Genomic DNA, 25,916 nt, shown 5'->3' with positions numbered 1-25,916 from the left:
CGTGCGGAACGGAACCGCGGGGATCGGGACCCGTCGGGTACGGGTCGGCCGCGCTCCGAGGACTCAGGCACCGCATCCCAGTGTGGGGTACGACACATCGCTGCCACGAGGGGCGTGCGGGGACTTTTTGCGTCCGGTCCGTGACCGGCGGTGACCCCGGTGGTGATCCGGGGGTGGTCCTCAGAGGGCGGCGGCGCCGTGGACGCGCAGGGTCTGGTCGTACTGCTGGAGGACCCACAGCTCGTTCTGCACGGCCGCCAGCTCGGCCGGGTCGCCGTGACCGGCCAGGCGCGCCAGCCGGCTGTTGACGTCACGGACGCGGCGCTCGACGGCCCGGCGCCGCACCCGGACCAGGACCTCGCCCGCGTACATCTCGTCGACGGCGCGGCGCATGATCTCCTCGACCGCGAGCTCGGTGACCATGGCGCGGACGGCGTCGTCCGGGGCCGCCTCGCGCACGCGGACCAGGTAGTCCTGCGGGTCCTGGACGCCGAACTCGGCGCCGCCGGCCTCCAGGATCGCCTGGCGTACGGCGGCGTAGGGCGGGGCGGTGAACTCGTCGACGCCGTACGCGTCGAAGGCCGGGGAGACCAACTCCGGGCGCTGGAGGGCGAGCTTGAGCAGCTCGCGTTCGGTGGCGAAGACGGGGTTGCGCAGGTTCAGCGCCGGGCCCCGGGGGACCGCCCGGTCGGGGGCGGCGTACTGCTGCGGGCCGGCGCCGCCGCGCTGCTGCCGGTCGGGGGCGGGGCCCTTGCCGCCGCGGTCGCGGGACCAGCGGGCCAGCTGGGCGATGCGCTTGACCACGAACTGCGTGTCGAGGATGCCGAGCATGCCGGCGAGCTGCACGGCTACCTCGTGCTGGGCGCCGCTGTTCTTGATGCGGGCGACGACCGGGGCGGCCTCGTCCAGTGCCGCCGCACGGCCGGCCGGGGTGTCCAGGTCGTAGCGGCTCACGATCTGGCGGAGCGCGAACTCGAAGAGCGGGGTGCGCGGCTCCACCAGGTCCGCCACCGCGTCGTCCCCCTTGGCCAGGCGCAGGTCGCAGGGGTCCATGCCGTCCGGGGCGATGGCGATGTAGGTCTCGGCGGCGAACTTCTGGTCGTCCTCGAAGGCGCGCAGGGCCGCCTTCTGGCCGGCCGCGTCGCCGTCGAAGGTGAAGATCACGCGGGCCGAGCCGTTGTCCATCAGCAGCCGGCGCAGGATCTTGATGTGGTCGCCGCCGAAGGCCGTGCCGCAGGTCGCGATCGCGGTGGTCACACCGGCGAGGTGGCAGGCCATGACGTCGGTGTAGCCCTCGACGACCACGGCGCGGGAGGCCTTCGCGATGTCCTTCTTCGCGAGGTCGATGCCGTACAGGACCTGGGACTTCTTGTAGATCGCCGTGTCGGGGGTGTTCAGGTACTTCGGGCCGTTGTCCGCCTCGTAGAGCTTGCGGGCGCCGAAGCCGACGACGTCGCCGCCGATGTCGCGGATGGGCCACATCAGCCGGCCGCGGAAGCGGTCGATGGGGCCGCGGCGGCCCTCCTGGGAGAGGCCGGAGAGGATCAGCTCCTTGTCGCTGAAGCCCTTGCCGCGCAGGTAGCGGGTGAGGTGGTCCCAGCCCTGGGGGCTGTAGCCGACGCCGAAGTGCTCCGCCGCGGCCTGGTCGAAGCCGCGCTCGGCGAGGAAGGCGCGGCCGGTGTCGGCCTCGGGACCGGTCGCGAGCTGCTCGGCGTACCACTGGGCGGCGATCTTGTGGGCCTCGACCAGGCGGATGCGTTCGCCGCGCTGGTGGGTCGGGTTGTACCCGCCCTCCTCGTAGCGCAGGGTGATGCCGGCCTGGCCGGCCAGGCGCTCGACCGCCTCGGAGAAGGTGAGGTGGTCGATCTTCATCACGAACGTGATGGTGTCGCCGCCCTCCTGGCACCCGAAGCAGTGGAAGAGACCCTTGCTGGGGCTGACCTGGAAGGACGGGGACTTCTCGTCGTGGAACGGGCACAGCCCCTTCAGGTTGCCGCCGCCCGCGCCGCGCAGCTGGAGGTACTCCGAGACGACGGCGTCGATCGGGACCGCGTCCCGTACCGCCTTCACGTCCTCGTCGTTGATCCGTCCTGCCACGTGGCGATTCTACGGGGCCACGCCGGCGTTCCCCCCGTGGCAGGTGATCGGCTCCCGGCCCCGGGGGGCGGAGCGGCGGCTAGGCGATGAGGCCGTCGAGGGAGACGTGCGGGTCCGCCAGCGCCTCCGGGTCCACCCGGGTCTTCGAGCGGATCAGCTGCTGGATGGGCTCTGTGACGTCCCACACGTTCACGTTCATCCCCGCCAGCACCCGGCCCTCCTTCAGCCAGAAGGCGATGAACTCGCGCTTGGCGGCGTCCCCGCGGATCACCACCTGGTCGTACGAGCCCTGCGGCGCCCAGCCGGAGTACTCCATGCCCAGGTCGTACTGGTCGGTGAAGAAGTAGGGCACGCGGTCGTGGACGAGCTCCTGGCCGAGCATCGCGCGGGCCGCGGCCGGGCCGCCGTTCAGGGCGTTGGCCCAGTGCTCGACGCGCAGCCGGGTGTCGAAGAGGGCGTGGTGGAAGGAGGCGACGTCGCCGGCCGCGTGGATGTCGGGGTCGGAGGTGCGCAGGTTCGCGTCGACGACGATGCCGCCGCCGTGGGCGCGGTCGGCGATCTCCAGGCCCGCGGCCTGGGCGAGGGCGGTGCGCGGGGCGGCGCCGATCGCGGCGAGCACGTCGTGGGCGGGGTGCTCCTCGCCGTCGTCGGTGCGGGCGGCCAGCACCACGCCGTCCTGGCCGACGATCTCGGTCAGTCTCACGCCGAAGCGGAAGCGGACGCCGTGCGCCTCGTGCAGCTCGGCGAAGACGGCGCCCAGCTCCGGGCCGAGGACGCCGTGCAGCGGGGTCGGGCCCGGCTCGACGACGGTGACCTCCGCGCCGTACTCGCGGGCCGCCGCCGCGACCTCCAGGCCGATCCAGCCGGCGCCGGCGATCACCAGGTGGCCGTTGTCCCGGCCGAGGGAGGCGAGGACGCCCTTGAGGCGCTCGGCGTGGGCGAGGCGGCGCAGGTGGTGGACGCCCGCGAGGTCGGTGCCGGGGACGTCGAGGCGGCGGGGCTCGGCGCCGGTCGCGATGAGCAGCTTGTCGTACTTGGCGCGGGTGCCGTCGTCGCCGTAGTGGACGGTCTTGGCGACGCGGTCGACGGCGACGACGGTCTGGCCGAGGTGCAGCTCGACGTCGTGCTGCGCGTACCAGGCGGGCTCGTGCACGAAGACGCTGTCGCGTTCCTCCTTGCCGAGAAGGAAGCCCTTGGACAGCGGCGGGCGCTCGTAGGGGTGGTCGCGCTCGTCGCAGATGAGGATCACCCGGCCGGTGAAGCCCTCCGTGCGGAGCGTCTCGGCCGCCTTCGCTCCGGCCAGGCCGCCTCCGACGATGACGAATGTCTGATCCGCGTCGACCACTTCTTTGCCTCCTCGTCAGGGTGCCGCCACGTGCGAGCCTCCCGCACGTGGCGTGGTGCGGGAAGAGGGAGTGGCCCGATCAGGCCACGGTGGGCCGTGTTTCGGGCACCGCCGGGCCTTCCTGGTCACACCTGTCCCACCAGTCTCATGGATGCCCCGTCAGACGGGCGTGAAGCGAACGGGCCGAGACGTCGGTGAGGGAGGCGATCTGGTCGACGATCACCCGTTTGCGGGCCCGGTCGTCGGCGGCCCGGTCGAACAGGGCGCGGAACTGGGGGTCGAGACCGTCGGGGGCGCGGGCGGTGAGCGCCTCGGCCAGTTCGGCGACGACGACGCGCTGGTCGGCGCGGAGCCGCTCCTGCTCGGTGCGCTGCATGACGTACCGGACGGCGACCGCCTTGAGGACGGCGCATTCCATGCGGGTCTCGCGGGGGACGACCAGTTCGGCGGTGTACCGGGTGAGCCGGCCGTCACCGTACGCGGCCCGGGTGGCGGTCTCGGCGGCGAGGCAGAAGCGGCCGATGAGCTGGCTGGTGGCGTCCTTCAGCCGGGCCTGGGCGACGGCCGAGCCGTCGTAGCCGTGCGGCCACCAGTCCTGGGCGAGGAGGCGGTCGAGGGCGGCGGCGAGTTCGGCGTGGTCGGTGCCGGCGGGGACGTAGCGGCCGGCGGCGACCTCGAAGACCGCCTCCCGCTCGGGGTCGGCGAGCAGGCAGTTCGGGTCGATGTGGCCGGCGTGCAGGCCGTCCTCGACGTCGTGCACGGAGTACGCCACGTCGTCGGCCCAGTCCATGACCTGGGCCTCGAAGCAGGTACGGGTGCCGGGGGCGTCCTTGCGCAGCCACTCGAAGACGGGCCGGTCGTCGTCGTAGACACCGAACTTGGGCGAGGCCGGGTCGGTGGGGTGGGCGCCGCGGGGCCACGGGTACTTGGTGGCGGCGTCGAGGGTGGCGCGGGTGAGGTTGAGGCCGACGGAGCCCTCCTCGGTGAACCGCTTGGGCTCGATGCGGGTGAGGAGCCTCAGGGACTGGGCGTTGCCCTCGAAGCCGCCGCAGTCCTCGGCGAACGCGTTGAGCGCCTGCTCGCCGTTGTGGCCGAAGGGCGGGTGGCCCAGGTCGTGGGAGAGGCAGGCGGCCTCGACGAGGTCGGGGTCGCAGCCGAGGGCGGCGCCGAGTTCGCGGCCGACCTGGGCGCACTCCAGGGAGTGGGTGAGGCGGGTGCGGGGGCTGGCGTCCCAGACGGGGTTGCGCTCCCCCGGCGCGACGACCTGGGTCTTGCCGGCGAGGCGGCGCAGCGCGGCGGAGTGCAGGATGCGGGCCCGGTCGCGCTGGAAGGCGGTGCGGCCCGGGCGTTTGTCGGGCTCGGGGGCCCAGCGGGCGACCGAGGTCGGGTCGTAGGGGGTGGGGGATGCGGTGCCTTCCATGTCATGACAGTACGGGGCGGATGTGACATGTGGGGGTCCCGCCGGGGAGACGGTGCCGCGGACGCCCCGCCGCCGGGGGGGTTTCCGGTCCGGGAGCGTCCGCGGACCCTGCTGGGTGAGCCCAGTCTCAGGGGGCTGTTAAGGGATCCATAAAGGTCGCCCGCCAGGGCTCTCACCGGCTGATCAAGGAGGTTCCCGCGGCTAGGTTACTGATCGCCGGGCCGCGAGGAGGGCGCACCGCGAAGGCCGTCCTCCCGGTCCGTCCCCTCGCGTCTCCGTCCGCTCGCGTCCGTGTGAACGGGGAGCACCGGAACGTTCCGCGAGAGAAGCCCGTTTCAGGAGGTGCCGTCGTGAACAACATGCCGCTCCATGGTCCCGACCGTCTCGCCGTCGTCCTCGACGCCCTCCCCGACGGCCTCGTACTCGTCAACGACAACGGCACGGTCGTCAGCGCCAACGCGACGGCTGTCGCCCTGTTCGAGGCGCCGGGCACGGCGCTCGTCGGGCGGGGGCTGCTGGATCTGCTGCCCGACTACGACTGGCGTCTCACGGACGGCCGGGGGCATGTGTTCCAGGAGTCCGGCCGGAGGGAGCAGGCCAGGCCGAGACGGATGACCGCCCGGCGCACGGACGGCGACGAGTTCACCGCCGAGGTCCACAGCACCGCTCTGGAGGGTGGGGGCGCGCCGGACCCGTACGGGTACGACCGTCACGGCGACGGGCGGCTGCTCATGCTGGTCGTCCGGGACGTCACCGGGGTCCTCGACGCCGAGGCGGGGCTGGCCAGTTCGCGGCGGCAGACGGCGACCGTCCTGCGGGCGGTGACCGAGGGCGTCATCGGCACGGACGCCGAAGGGCGGATCGTGCTGGTCAACCCCGCCGCGGCACGGATGCTCGGCTACCGCGCCGGGCGGCTCGGCGGCCAGGAGCTCCACTCGCTGATCCTGCACACCCGCGCCGACGGCGAGCCCTACCCGTTCGAGGAGTCGCCCCTCGCCGACACGCTCCGGTCCGGCCGCAAGCACCGGGTGCGCGGACAGGTCGTGTGGGCACAGGACGGCACCCGGATCCCGGTGGACATGACCACCGCTCCGGTGCACGAGGAGGGCAGGATCGCCGGCGTCGTCATGACCTTCACGGACCGCCGCCCGGACGAGCGGCTCGCGCGCGAGCACGCGGCCGAACTCGCCGAGCACGCGGAACGGCACGCCGCCGCGCTGCGCCGCCACGAGGACGGGTACCAGGCCCTGGCCGACCGGCACGCGCAGCTGACCGCCGCCGTCAGCGGTGCCCGGCACGGTCAGCTGGAGGAGATACGCGCCTCGCTCGCCGGCCTGGCGGCCGACGACGCCGGCCATCTGTGGCCGGAGGCCGGCCGGCAGCTGGGCCGGCTGGCCGCCGGGTGCACACGGCTGACCGCCTGCCTGGACGGCCTGCTCGACTACCAGCGGTTCGCCGACGGCGAGGAGGAACCGCGCCGGGGGAGGGTGGAGATCGGCCGGGTCGTGGACGCCGCCGTCCATCGGTCCGGGCAGCTCATGAGGCACGGGCGGGCGCGTTTCGCCGTGCACACGCCCCCGATCGAGGCCGAGGTGGACCCGGAGGGCCTGACCACCGCGCTCGCGCACCTCCTCGCGGACGTCGCCGACGACGGCCACGACGGCTACGACGGCTACGGCCACGACGACGCCGGCGCCGACGTGACCGGGGTGGCGGTGCCGGTGGGCGCGGACGCCGGGGAGCCGTCGACCGTCGTCGTGGCCGCGCAGCGCGGCGACACCGTACGGATCGAGGTGCGGGGGCCGTACGCCGGCGGCGACCCCGTCCACCAGGCGGTCGTCCGCGGGATCGTGGGCGCGCACGGAGGGGTGGTCCAGCGGTACGAGGTGCCCGGGACGAACGGCAGCACGTACGTCGTCGAGGTGCCGCTCGCCGCCCCGTCCGCGACGGCCGGGCGACCGCCCGCCGCGGACGCCCCGTCCGGGGCACGGGCACTGCCCGCTCAGCGCCCCGGCACGCCGGGGCACCGACGCCGGCGCGCTCGTCACGCCGACACCGGTGCCGACACCGACGGCCGCGCGGTGGCCGTGGGCGGCGCTCTGCGGCCGACCGGGCGCCGGCGCGGGCGCCCGGTGGAGAGTGCCGCGGTGTCCTACGCGACGGGAGCCCCGGAACACTCCGACGTGGGAGTGGTGACGTTCCTGGACGAGGCGAGTGCCGACGCCCCCGGCCTCACACCCGTCAGGGCGCTGCCCGCGCAGACCTTCCCGACGGGGTCCCTGTTCGGTGGTGACACGCGGTCCACCGGCGTGCCGCTGCCCGCCGAGGCCCCGGCCGTCCCCTCCCCCGCCGGGCCGCACGGGGACCGCCGGCTGGCCCTGCCCGGCCCGGCGCTGTGGCCGGCACCGGCCGGCGCCGACCTCGTCTCCTGAACACCCGGCGCCCCTCGGCAGGCACGAGGGGCGCACGGGACCACCGGACCGGCCGGTCCCCTCCGTCCGGCGGTCCGGTACGGGGAGCGCGCCCCCCGCGGCCACGGACCGGACCGTCCCCCGAGTCCGGTCCGTGGCCCGCACGGTCTGCCCGGCGCTTCACCCGACTGGTCGACTCCACGACCGGCGGGACCGCGCCCCGGGGGGAGCGCCCGGAGGGGCGCAGGGGCCGTCACCCCGACGTGACACTCGGGCGCCTGCGGCGCCTGGCGGCCCGGCGGTCGCGCCGGCCCGCCTGCTCGTCCTGCTGGGTGCCGAGCTGGATCCACACCCGGATCTCCGCACCGCCGAACACCGAGCGGCCGATGCGCACATCGCCGCCCGTGGCCTCCGCCATCCGCCGCACGATGTCCAGCCCCAGGCCCGTCGAACCGTCCCGTTCCCCGCTGTTGCCCCGGGCGAGCGCCGCCTCCGGGTCGGGGATGCCCGGTCCCGCGTCGGAGAGCAGGATGATCACCGCGTCCCGGCTCCGGTGCACGTCCAGCGAGAAGGCGGTGCCCTCCGGGGTGTGCTGGAAGACGTTGCCCAGCAGGGCGTCGAGCGCGGCCACGAGCTCACCGTGCGGGACGGGCACGGGCACCGGCTCGTCGGCACCGGCGAGCCCGACCGCACGGCCTTCGTCCTCGGCGAGCGCCGCCCAGAACTCCATGCGTTCCCGGATCACCTCGGCCGCGTCACAGCCCGCGTCGAGGGTCGGTCCGGCCGTCTGCGGCTTGGCCTCCCGTGCCGTGCGGATGATGATGTCGACCTCGCGTTCCAGTTGCTCGACGGCGCTCCGTGTCTGGTCCGCGGCGGGGCCGTGGCCGAGCGAGGCGGCGTTGAGCCGCAGCACGGTCAGCGGTGTCCGCAGGCGGTGCGACAGGTCCGCGGCCAGCTCCCGCTCGCTGGCCAGGAGTTGGACGACCTGGCCCGCCATCGCGTTGAAGGCCGCCGCGGCCTGCCGGAGTTCCGCCGGTCCGTCCTCCACGACCCGCACGCCGAGTCTGCCCTTACCGAGCTGCTGCGCCGCGCCGGCGAGCCGCTGGGCGGGCTGGGTGAGCCGTACGCCGAGGCGGTCCGCGACCACGACCGAGCCGACGATCAGGGCGAGCCCGACACCGGCCAGGACGAGCCAGGCCGTGGCCACTCCGCGGCTGCCCTCGGCTTCGGGCACGTAGACCTCGACGATGCAGATCTCTCCGGACTTCAGCGCGAAGGGCTGCAGGAACGCCGAACCGCCCGGCACGTCCGTGATGGCGGCGTGCCCGAGCGCGCGCACGGTGTCCACCCTGTCGTGTGCCACCCGGACACGGCCGATCTCCAGCTCGGGAGCACCGTCGGAGACCGGGACGTGGACGGCCATCCGGCCGGCGGCACCCGCCTCGGTGGACAGGACGGCCTGCGTCAGGTGCTTCCGGTCGGTGGTGATCGACAGCGTCGGCCCGAGCGAGGCCGCCTGCCGTTCGGCGTTGGCGAAGGCCCGGTCCGACGCCATCTCCCTGACGACCAGACCCAGCGGCACCGCGAAGGCCACCACCACCATGCCCGTGACCGCGAGGCAGACCCGGATGAGGGCCCATCTCACCGCGGGGGCTCCAGTTTCACGCCCACGCCCCGGCAGGTGTGCAGGTAGCGCGGCCGGGCCGCGGACTCGCCCAGCTTGCGCCGCAGCCATGACAGATGGACGTCGATGGTCTTGTCGGCGCCGTACGGCTGCTTCCACACCTGCGTCAGCAGGTCCTTGCGCGAGACGACCACGCCGGGGCGTTCCGCGAGGAAGGCGAGAAGGTCGAACTCCCGGCGGGTCAGGTCGAGTTCGACACCGTCCAGGGTGGCCCGGCGGCGTACCGGGTCGACGGATATCCCCCCGACCTGGATCGCCTGGGGCAGCGCGGCGAGGGTGTCCGCGCCCGCGCCGGAGCGCCGCAGGACCGCCGCGATGCGGGCGGACAGGTGCTCCGCGGAGAACGGCTTGGTCAGGTAGTCGTCGGCACCGTCGTTGAGCAGGCGCACGATCCCGGCCTCGTCGTCCCGGGCGGTGGCGATGATCACCGGGACGTCGGTGATGCCGCGCAGCATCTTCAGGGCCTTGGCGCCGTCCAGATCGGGCAGTCCGAGGTCGAGTATCACGACGTCGAACTGGAGTTGGGAAACCTCGCGCAGCGCATCGAGCGCCGTGCCGACACTCCGCACGGTGTGGGAGGCATCGGTCAGGTGCCTAATGAGGGCAGCGCGTACGAAGCGGTCGTCCTCGACCAAGAGCACACTAGCCATGAGCGGAACCGTACGCTAATCAATGAAACGATTCGCAGGAACCTCGACGAGAACACTTAGTGCACCCTGGATCACGATGCGACGACTTCTGAAACACGGCATTGCCTGGACGCTGTCCACCGCGGTGGCGGGCGCGGTTTCCTGGTGGGGTGTACACACGGTGGTGACGGCCACCGCCTATACCCCGCCCCCCGTCCTTCCCGTTACGCAGACCCCGGGAAAGGGAGAACCGGAATCCTCACCCGGGACGCCCTCCGGCGACCCGACCACAACGCCCCCCGCACCCACGCGATCGGAGTCCGCCGGCGACGACGCGGCCGAAGTGGAAAGGAAACCCCCGGCCGGCACCTCCACCGGCCCCGCACCGGGCACCGGGCCCACCGCCGAGGACACGGCCCCGGCGGGCGAGCCGGGCGACCGCGCGAGGACGAACCCCGAGGACTACACCGTCGACGGCGGCCGGGTCACCTTCGACATGAAGGAGGACCACGCGGAACTGGTCTCGGCCACCCCGCACCCGGGCTGGCAGATGCAGGTGTGGAAGCACCCCCAGTGGATCCGTGTGAGCTTCACCGACGGCGCGCGGGAGATCTCGGTCTTCTGCACGTGGTACCAGCACGCGCCCCTCGTCGAGATCGAGGAACGGTGACCGCCCCCGCGCCTTCCGTAACGATCCGGACTCGACAGCCTTAACCCGGACGAGTGACGGCGCAACGAAATCCGTTGTTTTAAGGTTCTCTTAAACAAGCCATGACGGTTCCTTAATGAATTCCCCTGAAGGCCGCGTCGAGACGCCTTCTCCTCGCCGCTCTCGCCACCCCGGAGTACTGCTAAAGTCCGTCGGCGTGCGCAAGCGAGAGAAAACAACCACCAGAAAAAGCGCTACGGCCGCATTGGCCCTGTCGCTCGGCTTCATAGGCTGCGGAGGTATATACGCGGCCTCCCCCGCAATTGCCGCCGGCCAGTCGGCATCGTGCCCCACCCCGGGAAAGACGCCGGGCATCGGCCACAATCCGACTTTCACCGACAATAATGTCTCCCTTTTCGCCGGAGGTGACTACACGGCCGACGGAGGCACCGCGGAGGCCGAGGGGCTTCTCGTCGTCAAGGGCGACGCCACGTTCGCCAAGCACGGCGGTGGCGTGTTCAACGTCGGCCGGGTCGGAGCCGGTTCCGGCATCCTCCCCGTCTCCGGCGACGTGATGCTCGCCGTGGGAGGCGGCCTGTCGATCGACAAGGGGACCACGGTCGACGTCGGCCACGGCCTCACGGCCGGCCCCCGCTACGGCGGTTCCGTCCGGGTCGGCGGGGCGCTGGACGACCAGGGGGAACTGAGGACGAACGGCGGCTCCCTCGCCGAAGGCATGGGCCAGAAGGACGCGCTCGGCACCTACGCCGCGTTCGACGCGACCCTCAGGAAGGAGTCGTCCTCCCTCGGTTCGCTGAAGACCACGGGGACGGCCGCGAAGTCCGGTGGCTCGGTCACCTTCACCAGCACGGGAGCGGGCAAGGGCGGCCTCCAGGTCTTCGAGATCTCCGCCGCCGACCTCGACGGCGCCTCGACGTTCCTGTTCAAGTCCATCCCGGCCGGGGACTCGGTCGTCGTCAACGTGACCGGCTCCCAGGGGGTCAAGATCTCCCCGATGGCCGTCGGATTCAACGACGACCGGGTCGACCTGTACAGCTCGGCGAAGTTCGGCGAGGCCGCTTCGCGCATCCTGTACAACTTCGAGAAGTCCCCGTCCGTCACCCTGGGCGGCGGCGGGAACTTCATGGGCTCGATCCTCGCCCCCGACGCGTCCGCGGACATCACCGCGAGCACCAACGGGCGCCTGTACTTCGGCAAGGACGTGCGGACCCACGGCTCCGGCAACGAGAGCCACAACTACCCCTGGAACGGTTCACCGGCCTTCGAGTGCAAGTCCGAGACGACCGTCCCGCCGGCCCCGCCCACGAAGCCGAGCGAGCCCGCCCGGCCGGACGAGCCGACGAAGCCGGAACCGGAGCCGTCCACGACGCCGGACAGCCCGTCACCGTCGGCGCCGGCGACGCAGCCGTCGCAGCCGGACCGGCCGTCCGAGTCCGCCGAGCAGCCGGCCGCCGAGCCGTCCGCGTCGACCCCCGCGCCGCGTGACGACGACAAGGGTCTCCTCGCGACCACCGGCGCGGGACCCACCACGCTGATCGCCGTGGCGGCGGCCGCCGTCATCGCCGCCGGTGTGGCGATGTTCGCCGCCGCGCGACGTCGCCGCCGCACGTGATGAATCGGAATATATGAAGAAACTGTGAACGAAACATGAGGCGGGGCGGCGCACTACTGCCGCCCCGCCTCACCAGTTCGGCGCAGGCGCACCGCCGGCCGTTCCGGTCATTCCCGCAAGAGGATGAATTCATATGCTTCACGCGCGCAAAGGCCCAGGTCGATGACGCTTCAGCAGGCCGCAAATCCCGTCTTCGGGCACGTCGTACCGCCGGACAGCACCGAGGAGACCATCGAGCAGGAAGTCCTGAACCTCTTTACCGAGCCCACCCCTAAACAGAGCCCCCCACCGCCTCCGCCGCCGCCGCCGGCGACCGACCGTCCCGTCCCGGGTCACCGTCGCCGGAAGGGGAAATCACGTGCGCTGGTCCTCGGGTGCGGCGCGGCCGCCGGCATCGGCTCGGTAATCTTCTTCTACGCGCTCTCCGGTCATCCGGATTCCCGGCAGCCCACGGCGGCCGAACGGCCGGTGACGGCTCCCGTGCCCGCGGCGCCGGCCGAGACGTCGCAGGCACCGGCGCCCGACCCGGCCCCCAGCGAGTCCCCGTCGGCGACGCCGTCCCGCCAGGCGCCCAGTCCGAGCGAACGTGCCACGCGTCCCACCCGGTCGCCCAGCGCCACCCCCTCGACCACACCGCGCAGCACCCCGTCCACGACACCGCCTCCCAAGCCGTCACAGCGGCCACGGCAGAAACAACCGTCACAGCCGCCCCAACCGCCGAAGGACATCGTGCTGTCACTCGGCAGCCAGGGCCCCCAGGTGACCGAGCTCCAGCAACGGCTGACGCAGTTCCACCTCTACTACGGGCCCATCGACGGCGAGTTCTCCACCGACGTCACCATCGCCGTACACCGCTTCCAGTGGATGCGGAACGTCGACGAGTCCCCGGGGGTCTACGGGCCGGCCACGCGCGCGGCCCTCGAGGCCGAGACCACCGTGTCCGCCCGCGCGGGGTCCTGAGTCCGGCGGACGCAGACGCCGGACGAAAGGAACCAACCCGCCGAGCGAGGCGCGGCCCGGACGGCCGCACTCCCCTCAGGCCGAAGCCGTCGCCGGTGCGGTGGTGGCCCGTGCCGCCGCCTCCTCGTAGCGGTGCAGCAGCAGGTGGGCCATCGCCGGGTGCGTGCCCAGCGGGGCGGACGCGATCCACGGGGCCCCTGCCGCGCACTCCGCCGCGAAGCGGCCCGGGGCCGTGAAGTACGAGGCCACGGCGATGTGACGGTGGCCCCGGGCCGCCAGCGCGCGCACCGCCTCCGGGACGGTGGGGGCCGCCGCCGAGGCGAACGCGGGAAGCACCGGGACGCCGAGGCGTCCGGACAGGACGGTGGCGGTGCGGCCCGTGTCGGCGCGGGAGTCCGGGTCGCGGGAGCCCGCGGAGGCGAGGACGACGGCGCCGCCCCGGGAGCCGCGGGCGGGCCAGCCGGCCTCGGCGAGGCGGTCGTGCAGGGCGTCGACGAGCAGCGGGTGCGGGCCGAGCGGGGCGGCCAGGCGGGCGCGCACCGGGGCCGCCGCGGCCATCTCGGGGAGGTCCCGCTTGACGTGGTGGCCGCGGCTGAGCAGCAGCGGCACGAGGATCACCTCCCGGCCACCGAGGCGGGCGAGGGTGTCGGGCAGCAGGGGCGCGTTGAGCTCGATGTGTCCGAGGTGCACCGGCAGGCCGGGGCGCAGGGCGCGGACCCGGTCGAGGAGGGCGCGTACGGTACGCAGCGCGCGCGGGTCCCGGCTGCCGTGCGCGACGACGACCAGGGCGGGCGGGCCCCCGGGGTTCGCCCGGCTCGTGCCCCTCGCCATGCCCGCCATGCCCGCCGTGCCCGCCGTGCCCGCCACCGTCATGCCCGTCACCGTCATACGGCGATGGTGGCGGGGCGACGTTGCCTTCCCGTTGCGTGGGCGTCACGGGAATTTTCCGTCGGTTCACAGTGCGGTGCGCGGTCCGTGTGAGCGGGCCCGGCCCCCGGTTCCGTCCGGTGCCGTGAGTGCGGTCACCCGGCGGCCGGCGAACCGGAGGCAGGCCCCGGACGTCCCTGGGGGCAGGAGACGACCGGGGAGGGGCCGACCGATGCGCCACTGGACACCTGGCAGACCGCGCCTTCCGCGCACCCGCAGGGGGCGGCGGCGGCTGGTCCGGGCGGTCATGGCCGGATGCGTGCTGGCCCTGCTGCCCGCGACGTGGATGCACCTGGTCACCGGCGACCGGCTGCGCGCCACGGCCGACGTGCCCCGTACCGAGGTCGCGGTCGTCTTCGGCGCGGGGCTGTGGGACGGCGAGCCGTCTCCGTACCTGGCCCACCGGCTGGACGCGGCGGCCGAGCTGTACCACGCGGGGCGGATCGAGGTGGTGCTCGTGACCGGCGACAACAGCCGTGAGGAGTACGACGAGCCGGACGCCATGCGCGCCTACCTGGTCCGGCACGGCGTGCCCGACGCCCGGATCGTCAGCGACTACGCGGGCTTCGACACCTGGGACTCCTGCGTCCGCGCGAAGAAGGTCTTCGGCGTGGACCGGGCGGTGCTGATCAGCCAGGGCTTCCACATCCGGCGGGCGGTGGCGCTGTGCCAGGAGGCGGGCGTGGCGTCGTACGGCGTCGGGGTCGACGCCGTACACGACGCGACCTGGTACTACGGGGGCGCGCGGGAGATCCTCGCGGCGGGCAAGGCGGCGCTGGACGCGGTGTTCGAGCCGGATCCCACCTTCCTCGGGCCGAAGGAACCGGGGGTGGCGCGGGCCCTGGCCGGCGGGCGGTGACGCGGCCCTCACCGTGACCGGAGGGCGGCGGGGAGGTCACCGTCCCGGCGGCGTAACAGAGCGCCGCCCGGTCGCGTAACACGGGCGGCGCACGCTGGGCGGCATGCAGAACACCGCGACGCCCACGCACTGCCCGTACTGCGCCCTGCAGTGCGGGATGAACCTGACGCCCGCCGCCGACGGGAGTGTCGAGGTGAGCGAGCGGGCGGACTTCCCGGTGAACCGGGGGGCCCTGTGCGGCAAGGGGCGTACGGCGCCGGCGGTGCTCGCGGCGGGCGTCCGCCTGACGTCCCCGTTGGTGCGTTCCGGTGCCGGCGCGCTGGTGCCGGCCACGTGGGACGAGGCGCTGGACCGGATCGCCCGGAACCTCGCCCGCATCCGGGACGAGCACGGTGCGGACGCCCTCGGCGTGTTCGGCGGGGGCGGACTGACCAACGAGAAGGCGTACGCGCTGGGCAAGTTCGCCCGGGTGGTGCTGGGTACCTCGCAGATCGACTACAACGGGCGGTTCTGCATGTCGTCGGCCGCGGCGGCCGGCACGAAGGCGTTCGGTCTGGACCGGGGTCTGCCGTTCCCGCTGGAGGACATCCCGAGGACGGGATGCGTGATCCTCGTCGGGTCGAACCCGGCGGAGACGATGCCGCCGTCCCTGCGGTACTTCACCGAGCTGCGCGAGAACGGCGGCACGCTGATCGTCGTCGACCCGCGCCGCACCAGGACCGCCGAGCAGGCCGACCTGCACCTGGCGCCCCGGCCGGGCACCGACCTGGCGCTGGCGCTGGGGATGCTGCACCTGGTCGTCGCCGAGGGGCGGGTCGACGAGCGGTACGTCGAGGAGCGCACGGCCGGCTGGGAGGACGCGCGGGCGGCGGCGATGGCGCACTGGCCGGAGTACGTGGAGCGGATCACGGGGGTGTCCGTTCCCGAACTGCGGGAGGCCGTACGGCTGTTCTGTGAGCCTCCGGCCGCGATGGTGCTCACCGCGCGCGGCCCCGAGCAGCAGGCCAAGGGCACCGACACGGTGGGCGCCTGGATCAACCTGTGCCTGGCGACGGGGCGGGCCGGACGGCCCCTGTCGGGGTACGGCTGCCTGACCGGGCAGGGCAACGGGCAGGGCGGGCGCGAACACGGGCAGAAGGCAGACCAGTTGCCCGGCTACCGCAAGCTGACCGACCCGGCGGCGCGGCGGCACGTCGCCGAGGTGTGGGGCGTGGACCCCGACTCGCTGCCGGGGCCGGGGCGCAGCGCCTACGAGCTGCTGGACGCGCTGGGCACGGACATCAGGTCGCTGCTGCTGATGGGGTCCAACCCGGTGGTGTCGGCGCCCCGCGCCGCCCACATCGAGGAGCGGCTGCGCTCGCTGGACTTCCTGGCCGTGTGCGACGTGGTGCTCTCCGAGACGGCGGCGCTGGCGGACGTCGTGCTGCCGGTGACGCAGTGGGCGGAGGAGACGGGCACCACGACCAGCCTGGAGGGGCGGGTACTGCTGCGGCGGCGCGCGATCACCCCGCCGGACGGGGTCCGCAGCGACCTGGAGGTGCTGCACGGGCTGGCCGGCCGGCTCGGGGTGGAGAAGGGCTTCCCCACCGAACCGGAGGAGGTCTTCGAGGAGCTGCGCCGGGCGAGCGCGGGCGGGCCCGCGGACTACTCGGGGATCAGCTACCGGCGGCTGGCACAGGAGCAGGGCGTGTTCTGGCCGTGCCCGGCGCCGGGCACGGCACCGGCGGACACGGCCGGGACCGAGCCGCACCCGGGTACCCCGCGCCTCTTCCTCGACCGCTTCGCCACCGACGACGGCCGGGCCCGCTTCGCCCCCGTCACCCACCGCCCGAGCGCCGAGGAGCCCGACGACGAGTACCCGGTGCTGCTGACCACCGGCCGGGTCGTGGCGCAGTACCAGTCCGGCGCGCAGACCCGGCGCGTGGACGAGCTGAACGCCGCCGCGCCCGGTCCCTTCGTGGAGCTGCACCCGCGGCTGGCGGCGCGGCTGGGGGCGGCCGAGGGTGATCCGGTGGCTGTCGTCTCCCGGCGTGGCCGGGCCGTGGCGCCGGCCCGCATCACCGCCGGCATCCGCCCCGACACCGTGTTCATGCCCTTCCACTGGCCGGGCGAGGGCCGCGCCAACACCCTGACCAACCCGGCGCTGGACCCGACCTCGCGGATGCCGGAGTTCAAGGTGTGCGCGGTGCGGGTGGAAGCGGTGACGGTGACGCCGTAGCGGTCACGGCACGGGCCGGACGCCGGCCCCGGCCGGCGGACGCCGCCCTCGACCGGCGTGCCCCGGGCCCGCGGCCGGGCGGTGACAGCCGGGCAGTGACGGCCAGGCGATGACGGCCGGGCAGTGACGGCCAGGCGATGACGGCCGGGCAGTGACAGCCGGGCGGCGACGGCCGGGCGGCGACGTGGCCCCGGGCGCGGGCCGCCGCCCCGTCGGCGTCCCGCACGACCGTCCTGGCGGGAACGGGAGACGCACCGCTCCCCGCAGGGGCGTTCTCCCTCCCCGCGTGCTCCGCGGCTACGCGGTGTCGTAGGGCCGCCTCTCCTTCGCCTCCCGCAGCGCCCGGCCCCACCACACCAGTTGGTCCAGCATGGTCTTGGCCGCCGCGTCCGGCCCCGAGGGGTCCAGGAGCCTACCGGTGTCGTCGAAGGACGCGCCCGCGTTGTGGAAGGAGACCGTGTCGCGGACCGTGACGGCGTGCAGCTCGGCGAAGACCTGACGCAGGTGCTCCACGGCGCGCAGGCCACCGGCCAGCCCGCCGTAGGAGACGAGGCCGACGGGCTTGGCCCGCCACTCGGTGAAGTGCCAGTCGATGACGTTCTTCAGGCCCGCCGGGAACGAGTGGTTGTACTCGGGGGTGAGGACGACGAACGCGTCGGCGCCGGCCAGCCTGGGGGATATCTCCGCCAGCGCGGACCGCGCCTCGGGGGTCGGGGCGAGGGTCGTCGGCAGATCGGTCGCGGCGACGTCCACGACCTCGGGGACCAGGCCGTCGTGGGCCCGGAGGTGGTCCAGGAGCCAGTCGGCGACGACGGGGCCGAATCGGCGGTGGCGGTTGCTGCCGACGAGCAGGGTCACACGGAGCGGGTCGGTCGTTGTGTTCATGCCGCAGAGCCTGGTACCTCGACTTTACTTGAGGTCAAGTCGCGGCCCGCGGACCCGTCCGGGGGTGCCGGTCACCCGTTCACACCCGCGCCGCGCACCCTTCGGGATCTCGTCCGGCATCCGCCCGCCGCCCGCCGGTGACCTGCCGAAACGGCCGCCCCCGCGAGCACGCCGGGCGCGCGGCGGACACCCGTTCACCGCATTCCTGACGCCCTTTCAGAGAGCGGGCCGCGCCGGGTGCCCCTTTCCTCGGTAGGGAGGGCCACCGAAGAGCTCAGGGAGCACCGATGCGACGTACCGCCCGCCTGCTGACCGGCACCGCGCTCGCCGTCGCGGCCGCGGGCCTCACCACCGCGGCACCCGCGCACGCCGGGGAGGCCGCGTACACGGGGGAGACCGCGGTGACCGGCACGCTGAAGGTGTCCCCCTCCTCCGTCGTGCCGGGTGAGCGGGCCACGGTGAACACGACGGCGTGCGGCGGGCACGGGGCGGCGGGCGATGCCAGCGCGGTGGGCGCCGGTACGTTCACGCTGGCGCCGGGCGCGCACGAGGGCGAGGTGGCCGGGGAGTTCGAGGTGCCGCCGAGCGCGCAGCCGGGGACGTACGAGATCGTCGCGACCTGTGGTGACAGCGGCCGGCGGGTGGCGGGCGACCTGGTGGTCACGCTGACGCCGGCGCAGGGGCAGGTGTACCCCAGAGGAAGCGTGAAGACGGGGGTCGGTGGCGCTCTGGGCCCCGATCCCGTGCGGACCGCGGCCGGTGTGGCGGCTCTCGCCGTCGCCGCCGCGGGCGGTACCTGGCTCCTGCATCGCCGGGCGAGAGGCGACGGGATCTGACGGGCACCCTCCGCTGCCCGTCAGCCGGTACCGCACTTCCCCACCCCCTCCGGGTCCGACGCCCCTCGCGGCCCGGAGGGGGCCGGGGGTCCCACGAGGGAGAGGGGTCGTGTCATGCGCAGGGTCGAGAACGCCGCGATAGCCGCCGTCACGGGGGTCGCCCTCTGCTCCGGGGCCTGGCTGCTCACCGGTGGCGCCGGGACCGGGACCCCGCCGCAGCCGTCGGCCGCGCAGGCCCGCACCGGCGCCGGGCAGGCGGGGCAGACGCCCGCCGCCCCCTCGCTGCCGCCCTCCCCGCCCGACCGCATACGTGTCCCGGCGATCGGGGTGGACGCCCCCCTGACGGGCCTCGGCCTGACGCCGTCCGGCAGCCTCGACGTCCCGCCGGCCGAGCAGAAGAACCTCGCCGGCTGGTACGAGGCCGGCACCACGCCCGGCGAGACCGGGACCGCGATCGTCGCCGGGCACGTCGACAACACCGAGGGCCCCGCCGTCTTCTACCGGCTCGGCGCCCTGGAGAAGGGCGACACGATCGAGGTCGACCGGCGCGACGGCGGCGTCGCGGTGTTCACCGTGCACGCGGTGGAGGTGTACGCCGCCGAGGACTTCCCCGACGGGAAGGTCTACGGCGCGGCGGGACGGCCCGAGCTGCGGGTCATCACCTGCGGCGGGGACTACTCACGCGGTACCGGATACCAGGGCAACGTGGTGGTCTTCGCGCACCTCACCGGCAGCCGGTGAGGCGTCCAGCACGTTGGCCCTCCCCCAGGCGGCGAGCGGCGCCAGCGCCTCGTTGAGGGCCACGCCCCGGGCGGTCAGCGAGTACTCGACGCGCGGCGGCACCTCGCGGTACTCCTCGCGGTGCACGATGCCGTCGGCCTCCAGTTCCCGCAGCTGGGCGGTGAGGACCTTCTCGGTCACCCCGGGCAGTTCCCGGCGCAGGGCGCCGAAGCGGCACGTCCCTTCGCCGAGCGCCCACAGGATGAGCACCTTCCACTTGCCCCCGATGACGTCCATCGCCGCGTCGACCCCGCAGACGTACGCCCCCGGCCGCCGTGCCGTCCCCATACCCCTCACCCCGTCCCCGCTCGCTGCCTGCATTCTTCCCCCAAGGTAACCACCCACTCCGAAGTGCGTACTTGAGCGGCCGTCACCCGGGGCGGAACCTGATCACCATGACTGACACGGCAACCTCTTCCCGCATTCCGCTCACCGTCCTCGGCACCGGCGCCATGGGCACCGCCCTGGTTCGCGCCTGGCTCGCCGCCGGGCACCCCGTCACCGTCTGGAACCGCACCCCCGCCCGTGCCCGGGCCCTCGCCGCCGACGGCGCGACGGTCGCCGCGAGCGCCGCCGAGGCGGTGGCCGCGAACCGTCTGGTGATCGTCTGCCTGCTCGACGACGCCTCGGTCGGCGAGGCCCTCGACGGGGCCGACCTGACCGGACGGGACCTGGTCGACCTCACCACCGGCACACCCGCCGAGGGCCGCGCCCGCGCCGCCTGGGCGACGGCACGCGGGGCCCGTTTCCTGGACGGCGGGATCATGGCCGTACCGCCGATGATCGGTGACGCCGGCTCCGGCGGGTACGTCTTCTACAGTGGCTCCCCCGACCTCTTCGAGGAGCACCGGGACACCCTCGCCGTCCCGGCCGGCACCCGCTTCGTCGGTGCGGACGCGGGCTTCGCGGCGCTGCACGACGTGGCGCTGCTGAGCGCGATGACCGGCATGTTCGCGGGCGTGATGCACGCCTTCGCGCTGATCCGCCCCGAGGACATCGCCCCGAAGGACTTCGCCCCGCTGCTCGTGGGGTGGCTCGGCGCGATGACCGGCGTGATCCACAAGGCCGCCGACCAGTTGCAGAGCGGCGACTACGGCAAGGACGTGGTCTCCAACCTCGCGATGCAGGTGGCGGGCAACGCGACGCTGCTGCGCACGGCCGAGGAGCAGGGGGTGAGCGCGGAGCTGCTGACGCCGTACATGGCGCTGATGGAGCGCCGGCTCGCCGAGGGCAACGGGGAGGAGGACACGACGGGGGTGGTGGAACTGCTGGACGTGCGGCGGGGGACGGACGCCTGAACGCGCTTCCGGGGCCTCCGCCGGTTCCCGTCGTCCGCCGGCGGGGCGGGCGGGACCCCTCAGGCAGGCCCTAGGCCAGCCACTGCTCGTACGCCAGGTTCGCCACCAGGGCGAAGACGACCGTCAGCAGGACGACGCGGACGAACCCGCTGCCCTTCTTCAGCGCCGTGCGCGCGCCCAGGGTGCCGCCCACCAGGTTGAAGACGGCCATCAGCGCGGCCAGCTGCCACAGGACGGCGCCCTGCCAGGCGAAGGTCGCGAGGGCACCCGCGTTGGTGCAGCAGTTGACGATCTTGGCGGTGGCGGAGGCGGTGACCAGGTCCAGGTGGAGGACGGCGGTGAGCGCCAGGACGAGGAAGGTGCCGGTGCCGGGGCCGACGAGACCGTCGTAGAAGCCGATGCCGAGGCCCGCGAGGCCGATCGCGGCGAGGATCTGGCGGCGGGTGGCCGGGCCGGTGACGGGGGCGGTGCCGAAGGCGGGGCGCAGGATCACGAAGGCCGCCACCGCGAGCAGCACCACCATGATCACCGGCTTGAGCACCTCGGTGCTCATCCCGGCGGCGAAGAAGGCCCCGCCCGACGACCCGGCCAGCGCCGCCAGCCCGATGCGTACGGCCGTGCGGACGTCCACCGGCGCCCTGCGGGCGTAGGTCACCGCCGCGCCCGTGGTGCCGACGATGGCGACCGCCTTGTTGGTGCCCAGCGCGTGCGCGGCCGGGGTGCCGGCGGGCAGCCCGAGCAGCAGCGCCGGCAGGAGCAGCAGCCCCCCGCCGCCGACCACGGCGTCGATCCAGCCGGCCGCGAGGGCCGCGAGGCACAGGAGGACGACCGTGGTCAGCGATATGTCGGGCATGATCACGACCCTACGGAGGCGAGGGACGGGGCGTCCATCGGGATGAGGGACTTCTGAGGTTCCCCCGGGTCCGCCGGCGCCCCTCACACCCGGCCCCCGTCCCCGCTGAGGGCAGCGTTCCCGGTGGGAAACAGCGGTGATGCGACCGGGTAACACCCGCACCGCACGCTCAGTGCCATGACCTCGAATGCGCGTGTGGTGGTGATCGGCGCCGGACTCGCGGGCGTGACCCTCGTCCGGCGGCTCGGTGAACTCGGCACGCCCGCGCTGCTGGTCGGCGACGAGGAGCACCGCCCGTACAACCGGGTGCTGCTCGCCGAGGTGCTGGCCGGTCGCTACAGCCCCGAGGTGATCGCCCTGCCGGCGCCCGCGGAGCTGACCCGCGCCCGGGTCACCGGCATCGACCGGGCCGGGCGCACCGTCCGGTGCGCCGACGGCTCCCTGATCGCATACGACACGCTGGTCCTGGCCACCGGCTCCAACGCCGTGCTGCCGCCCCTGCGCGGCCTGTTCACCCCGGAGCGCGAACTGCCGGAGGGCGTGCACGCGTTCAGGACCATGGACGACTGCCTGGGACTGTCCAAGGCGGTGCGGCCCGGGGTACGGGCGGTGGTCATCGGCGGCGGGCTGCTCGGGGTCTCCGCGGCCCGTGCGCTGGCCGTGCGCGGCGCCCAGGTCGTCCTCGCCCAGCAGTCCGAGCGGCTGCTGGAACGCCAGCTCGACCCGGCCGCCTCGCAGCTCGTGCGGCGGCACCTGGAGGCCCTCGGCGTCGAGGTGCACACCGAGTGCCGGGTCCGGGACGTGCGCTCGGCCGGCGGGGCGGTGCGGTCGGTGGAGATGGCCGACGGGTACGCCCTCGGTGCCGACCTGGTCGTCCTCGCGTGCGGGGTCCGTCCGCGCGTCGGCCTCGCGCAGGCCGCCGGCCTGGAGGTCCGCGGGGGCGTGGTCGTCGACGACGAGCTGCGCACCTCGGACCCGCACATCCACGCGGTCGGCGACTGCGCCCGGCACGCGGACCGGGTCTACGGGCTGGCCGCGCCCGCCCTGGAACAGGCCGGCGCGCTGGCCGGGCTGCTGGCCGGCGACACCACCGCCCGCTACACCGGCACCCGTTCCCTGACCCGGCTCACCCTCACCGGGCCGGGCAGTCCTTTCGACCTCGCCGCGTTCGGCGAGACCGACCCCCGCCCCGGCGACGACGTCGTGCAACTCGCCGACGCCACCCGGGGCACCTACCGCAAGGTCGTCGTCCGTGACGACCGGCTGGTCGGCGGGGTCCTGGTCGGCGAACTCGGCACCGTCGGCGCGCTCGCGCGCGCCTGGGAGGGAGCAGAGCCGCTCCCGTCCGACGGCGGCCCCCTGCTCCACCTGCTCACCCATGACGGAGGCTCCTGATGACCGCCACCCCGGGGCCCACCCCCACCATCGTGCTCGTCGGCCACGGCATGGTCGGCCAGCGTTTCCTCGAGGCGCTCGCCGAGCGCGGCCTGACCGCCACGCACCGCGTGGTCGTGCTGTGCGAGGAGCCGCGCCCCGCCTACGACCGCGTCCACCTCACCTCGTACTTCTCGGGGAAGACCCCCGACGACCTGTCGATGACCGACCCGGCCTTCCTCGACGAGCACGGCGTCGAGCTGCACGTCGGTGACCCGGCCCTGACCGTCGACCGCGAGGCGCGCAGGGTGACCACCCGCTCCGGGCTGGTCGTCGACTACGACGTGCTGGTGCTGGCCACCGGCTCCTACCCGTTCGTCCCGCCGGTCCCCGGCAAGGACGCCGAGGGCTGCTTCGTCTACCGCACCATCGAGGACCTGCTCGCGATCGAGGAGTACGCGAAGAACGCGACGACCGGCGCGGTGGTCGGCGGCGGACTGCTCGGCCTGGAGGCGGCGGGGGCGCTCAAGGGCCTCGGGCTCACCTCGCACATCGTGGAGTTCGCGCCCCGCCTGATGCCCATGCAGGTCGACGAGGGCGGCGGCGCGGCGCTGCTGCGCACCATCGAGAACATGGGCCTGTCCGTCCACACGGGCGTGGGCACGCAGGAGATCCTGACCGGCCCGGACGGCTCGGTCACCGGGATGAAGCTGTCCGACGGTTCCGAACTCGCCACCGACCTGGTGGTGTTCAGCGCCGGTGTCCGCCCCCGCGACCAGCTGGCCCGCGACTGCGGCCTGGCGGTCGGCGAGCGCGGCGGCATCAGCGTGGACGAGCAGTGCCGGACGGTCACCGACGAGCACGTGTTCGCGATCGGCGAGTGCGCGCTGGCGGCCGACGGCCGGGTCTACGGGCTGGTGGCGCCGGGTTACGAGCAGGCCGAGACGGTCGCCGCGACGATCGCCCGGGACGAGGCGGCGTTCACCGGCGCCGACATGTCCACCAAGCTGAAGCTGCTCGGCGTCGACGTGGCGTCCTTCGGCGACGCGCACGGCACCGCCGAGGACTGCCTGGACGTCGTCTACTCGGACTCCCGCGCGGGCCTGTACAAGAAGCTGGTCGTCGCCCGGGACGGCACGCTGCTCGGCGGCATCCTGATCGGCGACGCGGAGACCTACGGCACGCTGCGCGCCTTCACCGGCTCGGTCCCGCCGGTCTCGCCCGAGTCCCTCGTGCTTCCGGCGGGCGTCGGGGCGCCGGCCCAGCTCGGCCCCTCCGCGCTCCCCGACGACGCGGTGGTCTGCTCCTGCCACAACGTCACCAAGGGCGCGGTGCGCGGCGCGGTCACCGACCACGCGTGCGCGACCGTGCCCGAGGTGAAGAAGTGCACCAGGGCCGGCACCGGCTGCGGCTCCTGCGTCAAGGTGCTCGGCCAGCTGATCGACGCCGAGCTGGAGGCGAACGGCGTCGAGGTCGACAAGGGCCTGTGCGGCTGCTTCGCGCAGACCCGCGAGGAGCTGTACGAGATCGTCCTCGCCCTGCGGATCACCTCCTACCGGGAACTGCTCGACCGGCACGGCCGCGAGGGCGCCCGGGGCGCTGACGGCTGCGAGGTCTGCAAGCCGACGGTCGGCTCGATCATCGCCTCCCTCGCCCCGGTGATCGGCGCGAGCGGGTACGTCCTGGAGGGCGAGCAGGCGGCGCTCCAGGACACCAACGACCACTTCCTGGCCAACCTCCAGAGGAACGGCTCGTATTCGGTCGTCCCCCGCATTCCCGGGGGTGAGATCGCCCCGGAGAAGCTGATCGTCATCGGTGAGATCGCCCGTGACTTCGGCCTCTACACGAAGATCACCGGCGGTCAGCGCATCGACATGTTCGGCGCCCGCGTCGAACAGCTCCCCGTGATCTGGGCCCGGCTGGTGGACGCCGGCTTCGAGTCCGGGCACGCGTACGGGAAGTCGCTGCGCACGGTGAAGTCCTGTGTGGGGCAGACCTGGTGCCGCTACGGCGTCCAGGACTCGGTGCGCATGGCGATCGACCTGGAGCTGCGCTACCGGGGCCTGCGCTCCCCGCACAAGCTGAAGTCGGCGGTCTCCGGGTGCGCCCGCGAGTGCGCCGAGGCCCAGTCGAAGGACTTCGGCGTGATCGCCACCGCGAACGGCTGGAACCTGTACGTCGGCGGCAACGGCGGCGCCACCCCGCGCCACGCGGACCTGCTCGCGCAGGACCTGTCCGACGCCGAACTGGTCCGGCTGATCGACCGGTTCCTGATGTTCTACATCCGCACCGCCGACCGGCTGGAGCGCACCTCCACCTGGCTGGAGCGGATCCCCGGCGGCCTCGGCCACGTGCGGGACGTGGTCGTGCACGACTCGCTCGGCATCTGCGACGAGCTGGAGTCCCAGATGCGGGCCCATGTGTCCCACTACCGCGACGAGTGGGCCGAGACCATCAACGACCCCGAGAAGCTGGCCCGGTTCGTGTCCTTCGTCAACGCGCCCGACACCCCCGACCCGGTCGTGGGCTTCGTGCCCGAACGCGACCAGATGAAGCCCGACCTGCCGCTGCTGGACATCGGCCTGCGGCGCACCGAGGAAGACGTCCTGGAAGGAAGCACCCGGCGATGACCCTGGCACCCGAGACGACCGACCTGAAGGTCCGCGTGCGGCTGGCGGACGACTGGTTCACGGCCTGCGACCTCGGCGCCCTGCTCCCCGGCCGCGGCGTGGCGGCCCTGCTGCCGGACGGCGGCCAGGTGGCCCTGTTCCGTGACCGGAACGGCGAGCTGTACGCCATCGGCAACCGCGACCCGTTCACCGGAGCGGCGGTGCTCTCCCGCGGCCTGACCGGCACCCACCAGGGCCGGCCGTTCGTCGCCTCTCCGCTGCTCAAGCAGCGGTTCGACCTGGCGACCGGGCAGTGCCTGGACGACGAGGAGGTACGGGTGGAGACGTACGAGGTGAAGGCCGCGTAGGGCCTGCCGGCCGGCTCCCCGCGGCGGCCGTGTCGGTGCTCGCGCGGGGCGCCGCCCTGGACCACGCCGCCCTGGACCGCA

At 73.8% G+C, this 25,916-nt stretch carries 22 protein-coding genes; 12 read left to right on the top strand and 10 right to left on the bottom strand.

The window, feature by feature from the left end:
* Positions 1-180 precede the first annotated feature (180 nt).
* The 3 genes from dnaG to KUM32_RS31140 form a co-directional block, all read right to left on the bottom strand.
* Positions 181-2,097 carry a DNA primase gene (gene dnaG, locus KUM32_RS31150; RefSeq protein WP_217145315.1) on the bottom strand — a complete coding sequence of 639 codons (1,917 nt, stop codon included), beginning with the start codon at positions 2,095-2,097 and terminating at the stop codon, positions 181-183.
* A gap of 79 nt (positions 2,098-2,176) precedes the next feature.
* A complete protein-coding gene (locus tag KUM32_RS31145; protein WP_217145314.1) occupies positions 2,177-3,442 on the bottom strand; it encodes an FAD-dependent oxidoreductase in 1,266 nt (421 codons plus the stop codon).
* A gap of 145 nt (positions 3,443-3,587) precedes the next feature.
* A complete protein-coding gene (locus KUM32_RS31140) occupies positions 3,588-4,862 on the bottom strand; it encodes a deoxyguanosinetriphosphate triphosphohydrolase (protein WP_217145313.1) in 1,275 nt (424 codons plus the stop codon).
* A 359-nt stretch (positions 4,863-5,221) separates the two neighbouring features.
* Between KUM32_RS31140 and KUM32_RS31135 the strand changes: the two genes are divergently transcribed.
* Positions 5,222-7,294 (top strand): PAS domain-containing protein, encoded by a 2,073-nt coding sequence (locus KUM32_RS31135; RefSeq protein ID WP_254406403.1) that lies wholly within the window; start codon positions 5,222-5,224, stop codon positions 7,292-7,294.
* Positions 7,295-7,526: 232 nt separating this feature from the next.
* On the opposite strand, the gene KUM32_RS31130 is transcribed toward KUM32_RS31135, so the two are convergent.
* Both KUM32_RS31130 and KUM32_RS31125 read right to left on the bottom strand, forming a co-directional pair.
* Positions 7,527-8,918, bottom strand: a complete 1,392-nt coding sequence (locus KUM32_RS31130; RefSeq protein ID WP_217145311.1) for a HAMP domain-containing sensor histidine kinase — start codon at positions 8,916-8,918, stop codon at positions 7,527-7,529.
* The gene (locus KUM32_RS31125) at positions 8,915-9,607 is read right to left on the bottom strand and encodes a response regulator transcription factor (protein ID WP_217145310.1); all 693 of its coding nucleotides are present in this window, start codon (positions 9,605-9,607) and stop codon (positions 8,915-8,917) included. The genes KUM32_RS31130 and KUM32_RS31125 overlap by 4 nt, the downstream gene beginning before the upstream one ends.
* Positions 9,608-9,929: 322 nt before the next feature.
* On the opposite strand from KUM32_RS31125, the gene KUM32_RS44065 reads away from it, so the two are divergent.
* On the top strand, positions 9,930-10,256 hold the full coding sequence (locus KUM32_RS44065) for a hypothetical protein (protein ID WP_254406393.1): 327 nt from the start codon (positions 9,930-9,932) through the stop codon (positions 10,254-10,256).
* A gap of 196 nt (positions 10,257-10,452) precedes the next feature.
* On the top strand, positions 10,453-11,868 hold the full coding sequence (locus KUM32_RS31115) for a choice-of-anchor A family protein (protein WP_217145308.1): 1,416 nt from the start codon (positions 10,453-10,455) through the stop codon (positions 11,866-11,868).
* Between the two features lie 428 nt (positions 11,869-12,296).
* Here the strand turns inward: KUM32_RS31115 and KUM32_RS31110 are convergent, their stop codons facing one another.
* Positions 12,297-12,521, bottom strand: a complete 225-nt coding sequence (locus KUM32_RS31110; protein ID WP_217145307.1) for a hypothetical protein — start codon at positions 12,519-12,521, stop codon at positions 12,297-12,299.
* 76 nt (positions 12,522-12,597) lie between these two features.
* Between KUM32_RS31110 and KUM32_RS31105 the strand changes: the two genes are divergently transcribed.
* The gene (locus KUM32_RS31105; protein ID WP_217145306.1) at positions 12,598-12,828 is read left to right on the top strand and encodes a peptidoglycan-binding protein; all 231 of its coding nucleotides are present in this window, start codon (positions 12,598-12,600) and stop codon (positions 12,826-12,828) included.
* A 75-nt stretch (positions 12,829-12,903) separates the two neighbouring features.
* Here the strand turns inward: KUM32_RS31105 and KUM32_RS31100 are convergent, their stop codons facing one another.
* On the bottom strand, positions 12,904-13,659 hold the full coding sequence (locus KUM32_RS31100) for a sirohydrochlorin chelatase (protein WP_254406400.1): 756 nt from the start codon (positions 13,657-13,659) through the stop codon (positions 12,904-12,906).
* Between the two features lie 268 nt (positions 13,660-13,927).
* Between KUM32_RS31100 and KUM32_RS31095 the strand changes: the two genes are divergently transcribed.
* Together KUM32_RS31095 and KUM32_RS31090 are read left to right on the top strand one after the other, a co-directional pair.
* A complete protein-coding gene (locus KUM32_RS31095; protein ID WP_217145304.1) occupies positions 13,928-14,614 on the top strand; it encodes a vancomycin high temperature exclusion protein in 687 nt (228 codons plus the stop codon).
* Between the two features lie 103 nt (positions 14,615-14,717).
* Positions 14,718-16,832, top strand: coding sequence for a molybdopterin oxidoreductase family protein (locus KUM32_RS31090; protein WP_217145303.1), 2,115 nt, complete (start codon positions 14,718-14,720; stop codon positions 16,830-16,832).
* Between the two features lie 297 nt (positions 16,833-17,129).
* Here KUM32_RS31090 and KUM32_RS31085 read toward each other — a convergent pair whose 3' ends face one another.
* On the bottom strand, positions 17,130-17,717 hold the full coding sequence (locus KUM32_RS31085; RefSeq protein ID WP_217145302.1) for an NADPH-dependent FMN reductase: 588 nt from the start codon (positions 17,715-17,717) through the stop codon (positions 17,130-17,132).
* A gap of 287 nt (positions 17,718-18,004) precedes the next feature.
* Between KUM32_RS31085 and KUM32_RS31080 the strand changes: the two genes are divergently transcribed.
* Entirely contained in the window at positions 18,005-18,553 is a 549-nt protein-coding gene (locus KUM32_RS31080) for a hypothetical protein (RefSeq protein WP_217145301.1), read from the top strand.
* Positions 18,554-18,667: 114 nt separating this feature from the next.
* Positions 18,668-19,294: a class F sortase gene (locus KUM32_RS31075; protein WP_217145300.1), complete on the top strand. Its 627-nt coding sequence runs from the start codon at positions 18,668-18,670 to the stop codon at positions 19,292-19,294.
* Here KUM32_RS31075 and KUM32_RS31070 read toward each other — a convergent pair.
* Entirely contained in the window at positions 19,232-19,621 is a 390-nt protein-coding gene (locus KUM32_RS31070; protein ID WP_217145299.1) for a helix-turn-helix domain-containing protein, read from the bottom strand. The genes KUM32_RS31075 and KUM32_RS31070 overlap by 63 nt on opposite strands.
* A 107-nt stretch (positions 19,622-19,728) precedes the next feature.
* On the opposite strand from KUM32_RS31070, the gene KUM32_RS31065 reads away from it, so the two are divergent.
* Positions 19,729-20,631 (top strand): NAD(P)-dependent oxidoreductase, encoded by a 903-nt coding sequence (locus KUM32_RS31065; RefSeq protein ID WP_217145298.1) that lies wholly within the window; start codon positions 19,729-19,731, stop codon positions 20,629-20,631.
* A 70-nt stretch (positions 20,632-20,701) separates the two neighbouring features.
* On the opposite strand, the gene KUM32_RS31060 is transcribed toward KUM32_RS31065, so the two are convergent.
* On the bottom strand, positions 20,702-21,484 hold the full coding sequence (locus tag KUM32_RS31060) for a TSUP family transporter (protein ID WP_217145297.1): 783 nt from the start codon (positions 21,482-21,484) through the stop codon (positions 20,702-20,704).
* Between the two features lie 177 nt (positions 21,485-21,661).
* Between KUM32_RS31060 and KUM32_RS31055 the strand changes: the two genes are divergently transcribed.
* From KUM32_RS31055 to nirD, 3 genes are read left to right on the top strand one after another with little or no spacing between them, the layout of a single operon-like run.
* Positions 21,662-22,879, top strand: a complete 1,218-nt coding sequence (locus KUM32_RS31055; protein ID WP_217145296.1) for an NAD(P)/FAD-dependent oxidoreductase — start codon at positions 21,662-21,664, stop codon at positions 22,877-22,879.
* Positions 22,879-25,488 carry a nitrite reductase large subunit NirB gene (gene nirB / locus KUM32_RS31050; protein ID WP_217145295.1) on the top strand — a complete coding sequence of 870 codons (2,610 nt, stop codon included), beginning with the start codon at positions 22,879-22,881 and terminating at the stop codon, positions 25,486-25,488. The genes KUM32_RS31055 and nirB overlap by 1 nt, the downstream gene beginning before the upstream one ends.
* Positions 25,485-25,835: a nitrite reductase small subunit NirD gene (gene nirD, locus KUM32_RS31045; RefSeq protein WP_217145294.1), complete on the top strand. Its 351-nt coding sequence runs from the start codon at positions 25,485-25,487 to the stop codon at positions 25,833-25,835. The genes nirB and nirD overlap by 4 nt, the downstream gene beginning before the upstream one ends.
* The last annotated feature ends 81 nt before the right edge of the window (positions 25,836-25,916 follow it).

Source organism: Streptomyces sp. AC627_RSS907, from assembly GCF_019049165.1.
The sequence above is the reverse complement of the archived record's forward strand: the minus strand, read 5'-3'. Positions and strand labels throughout refer to the sequence as shown.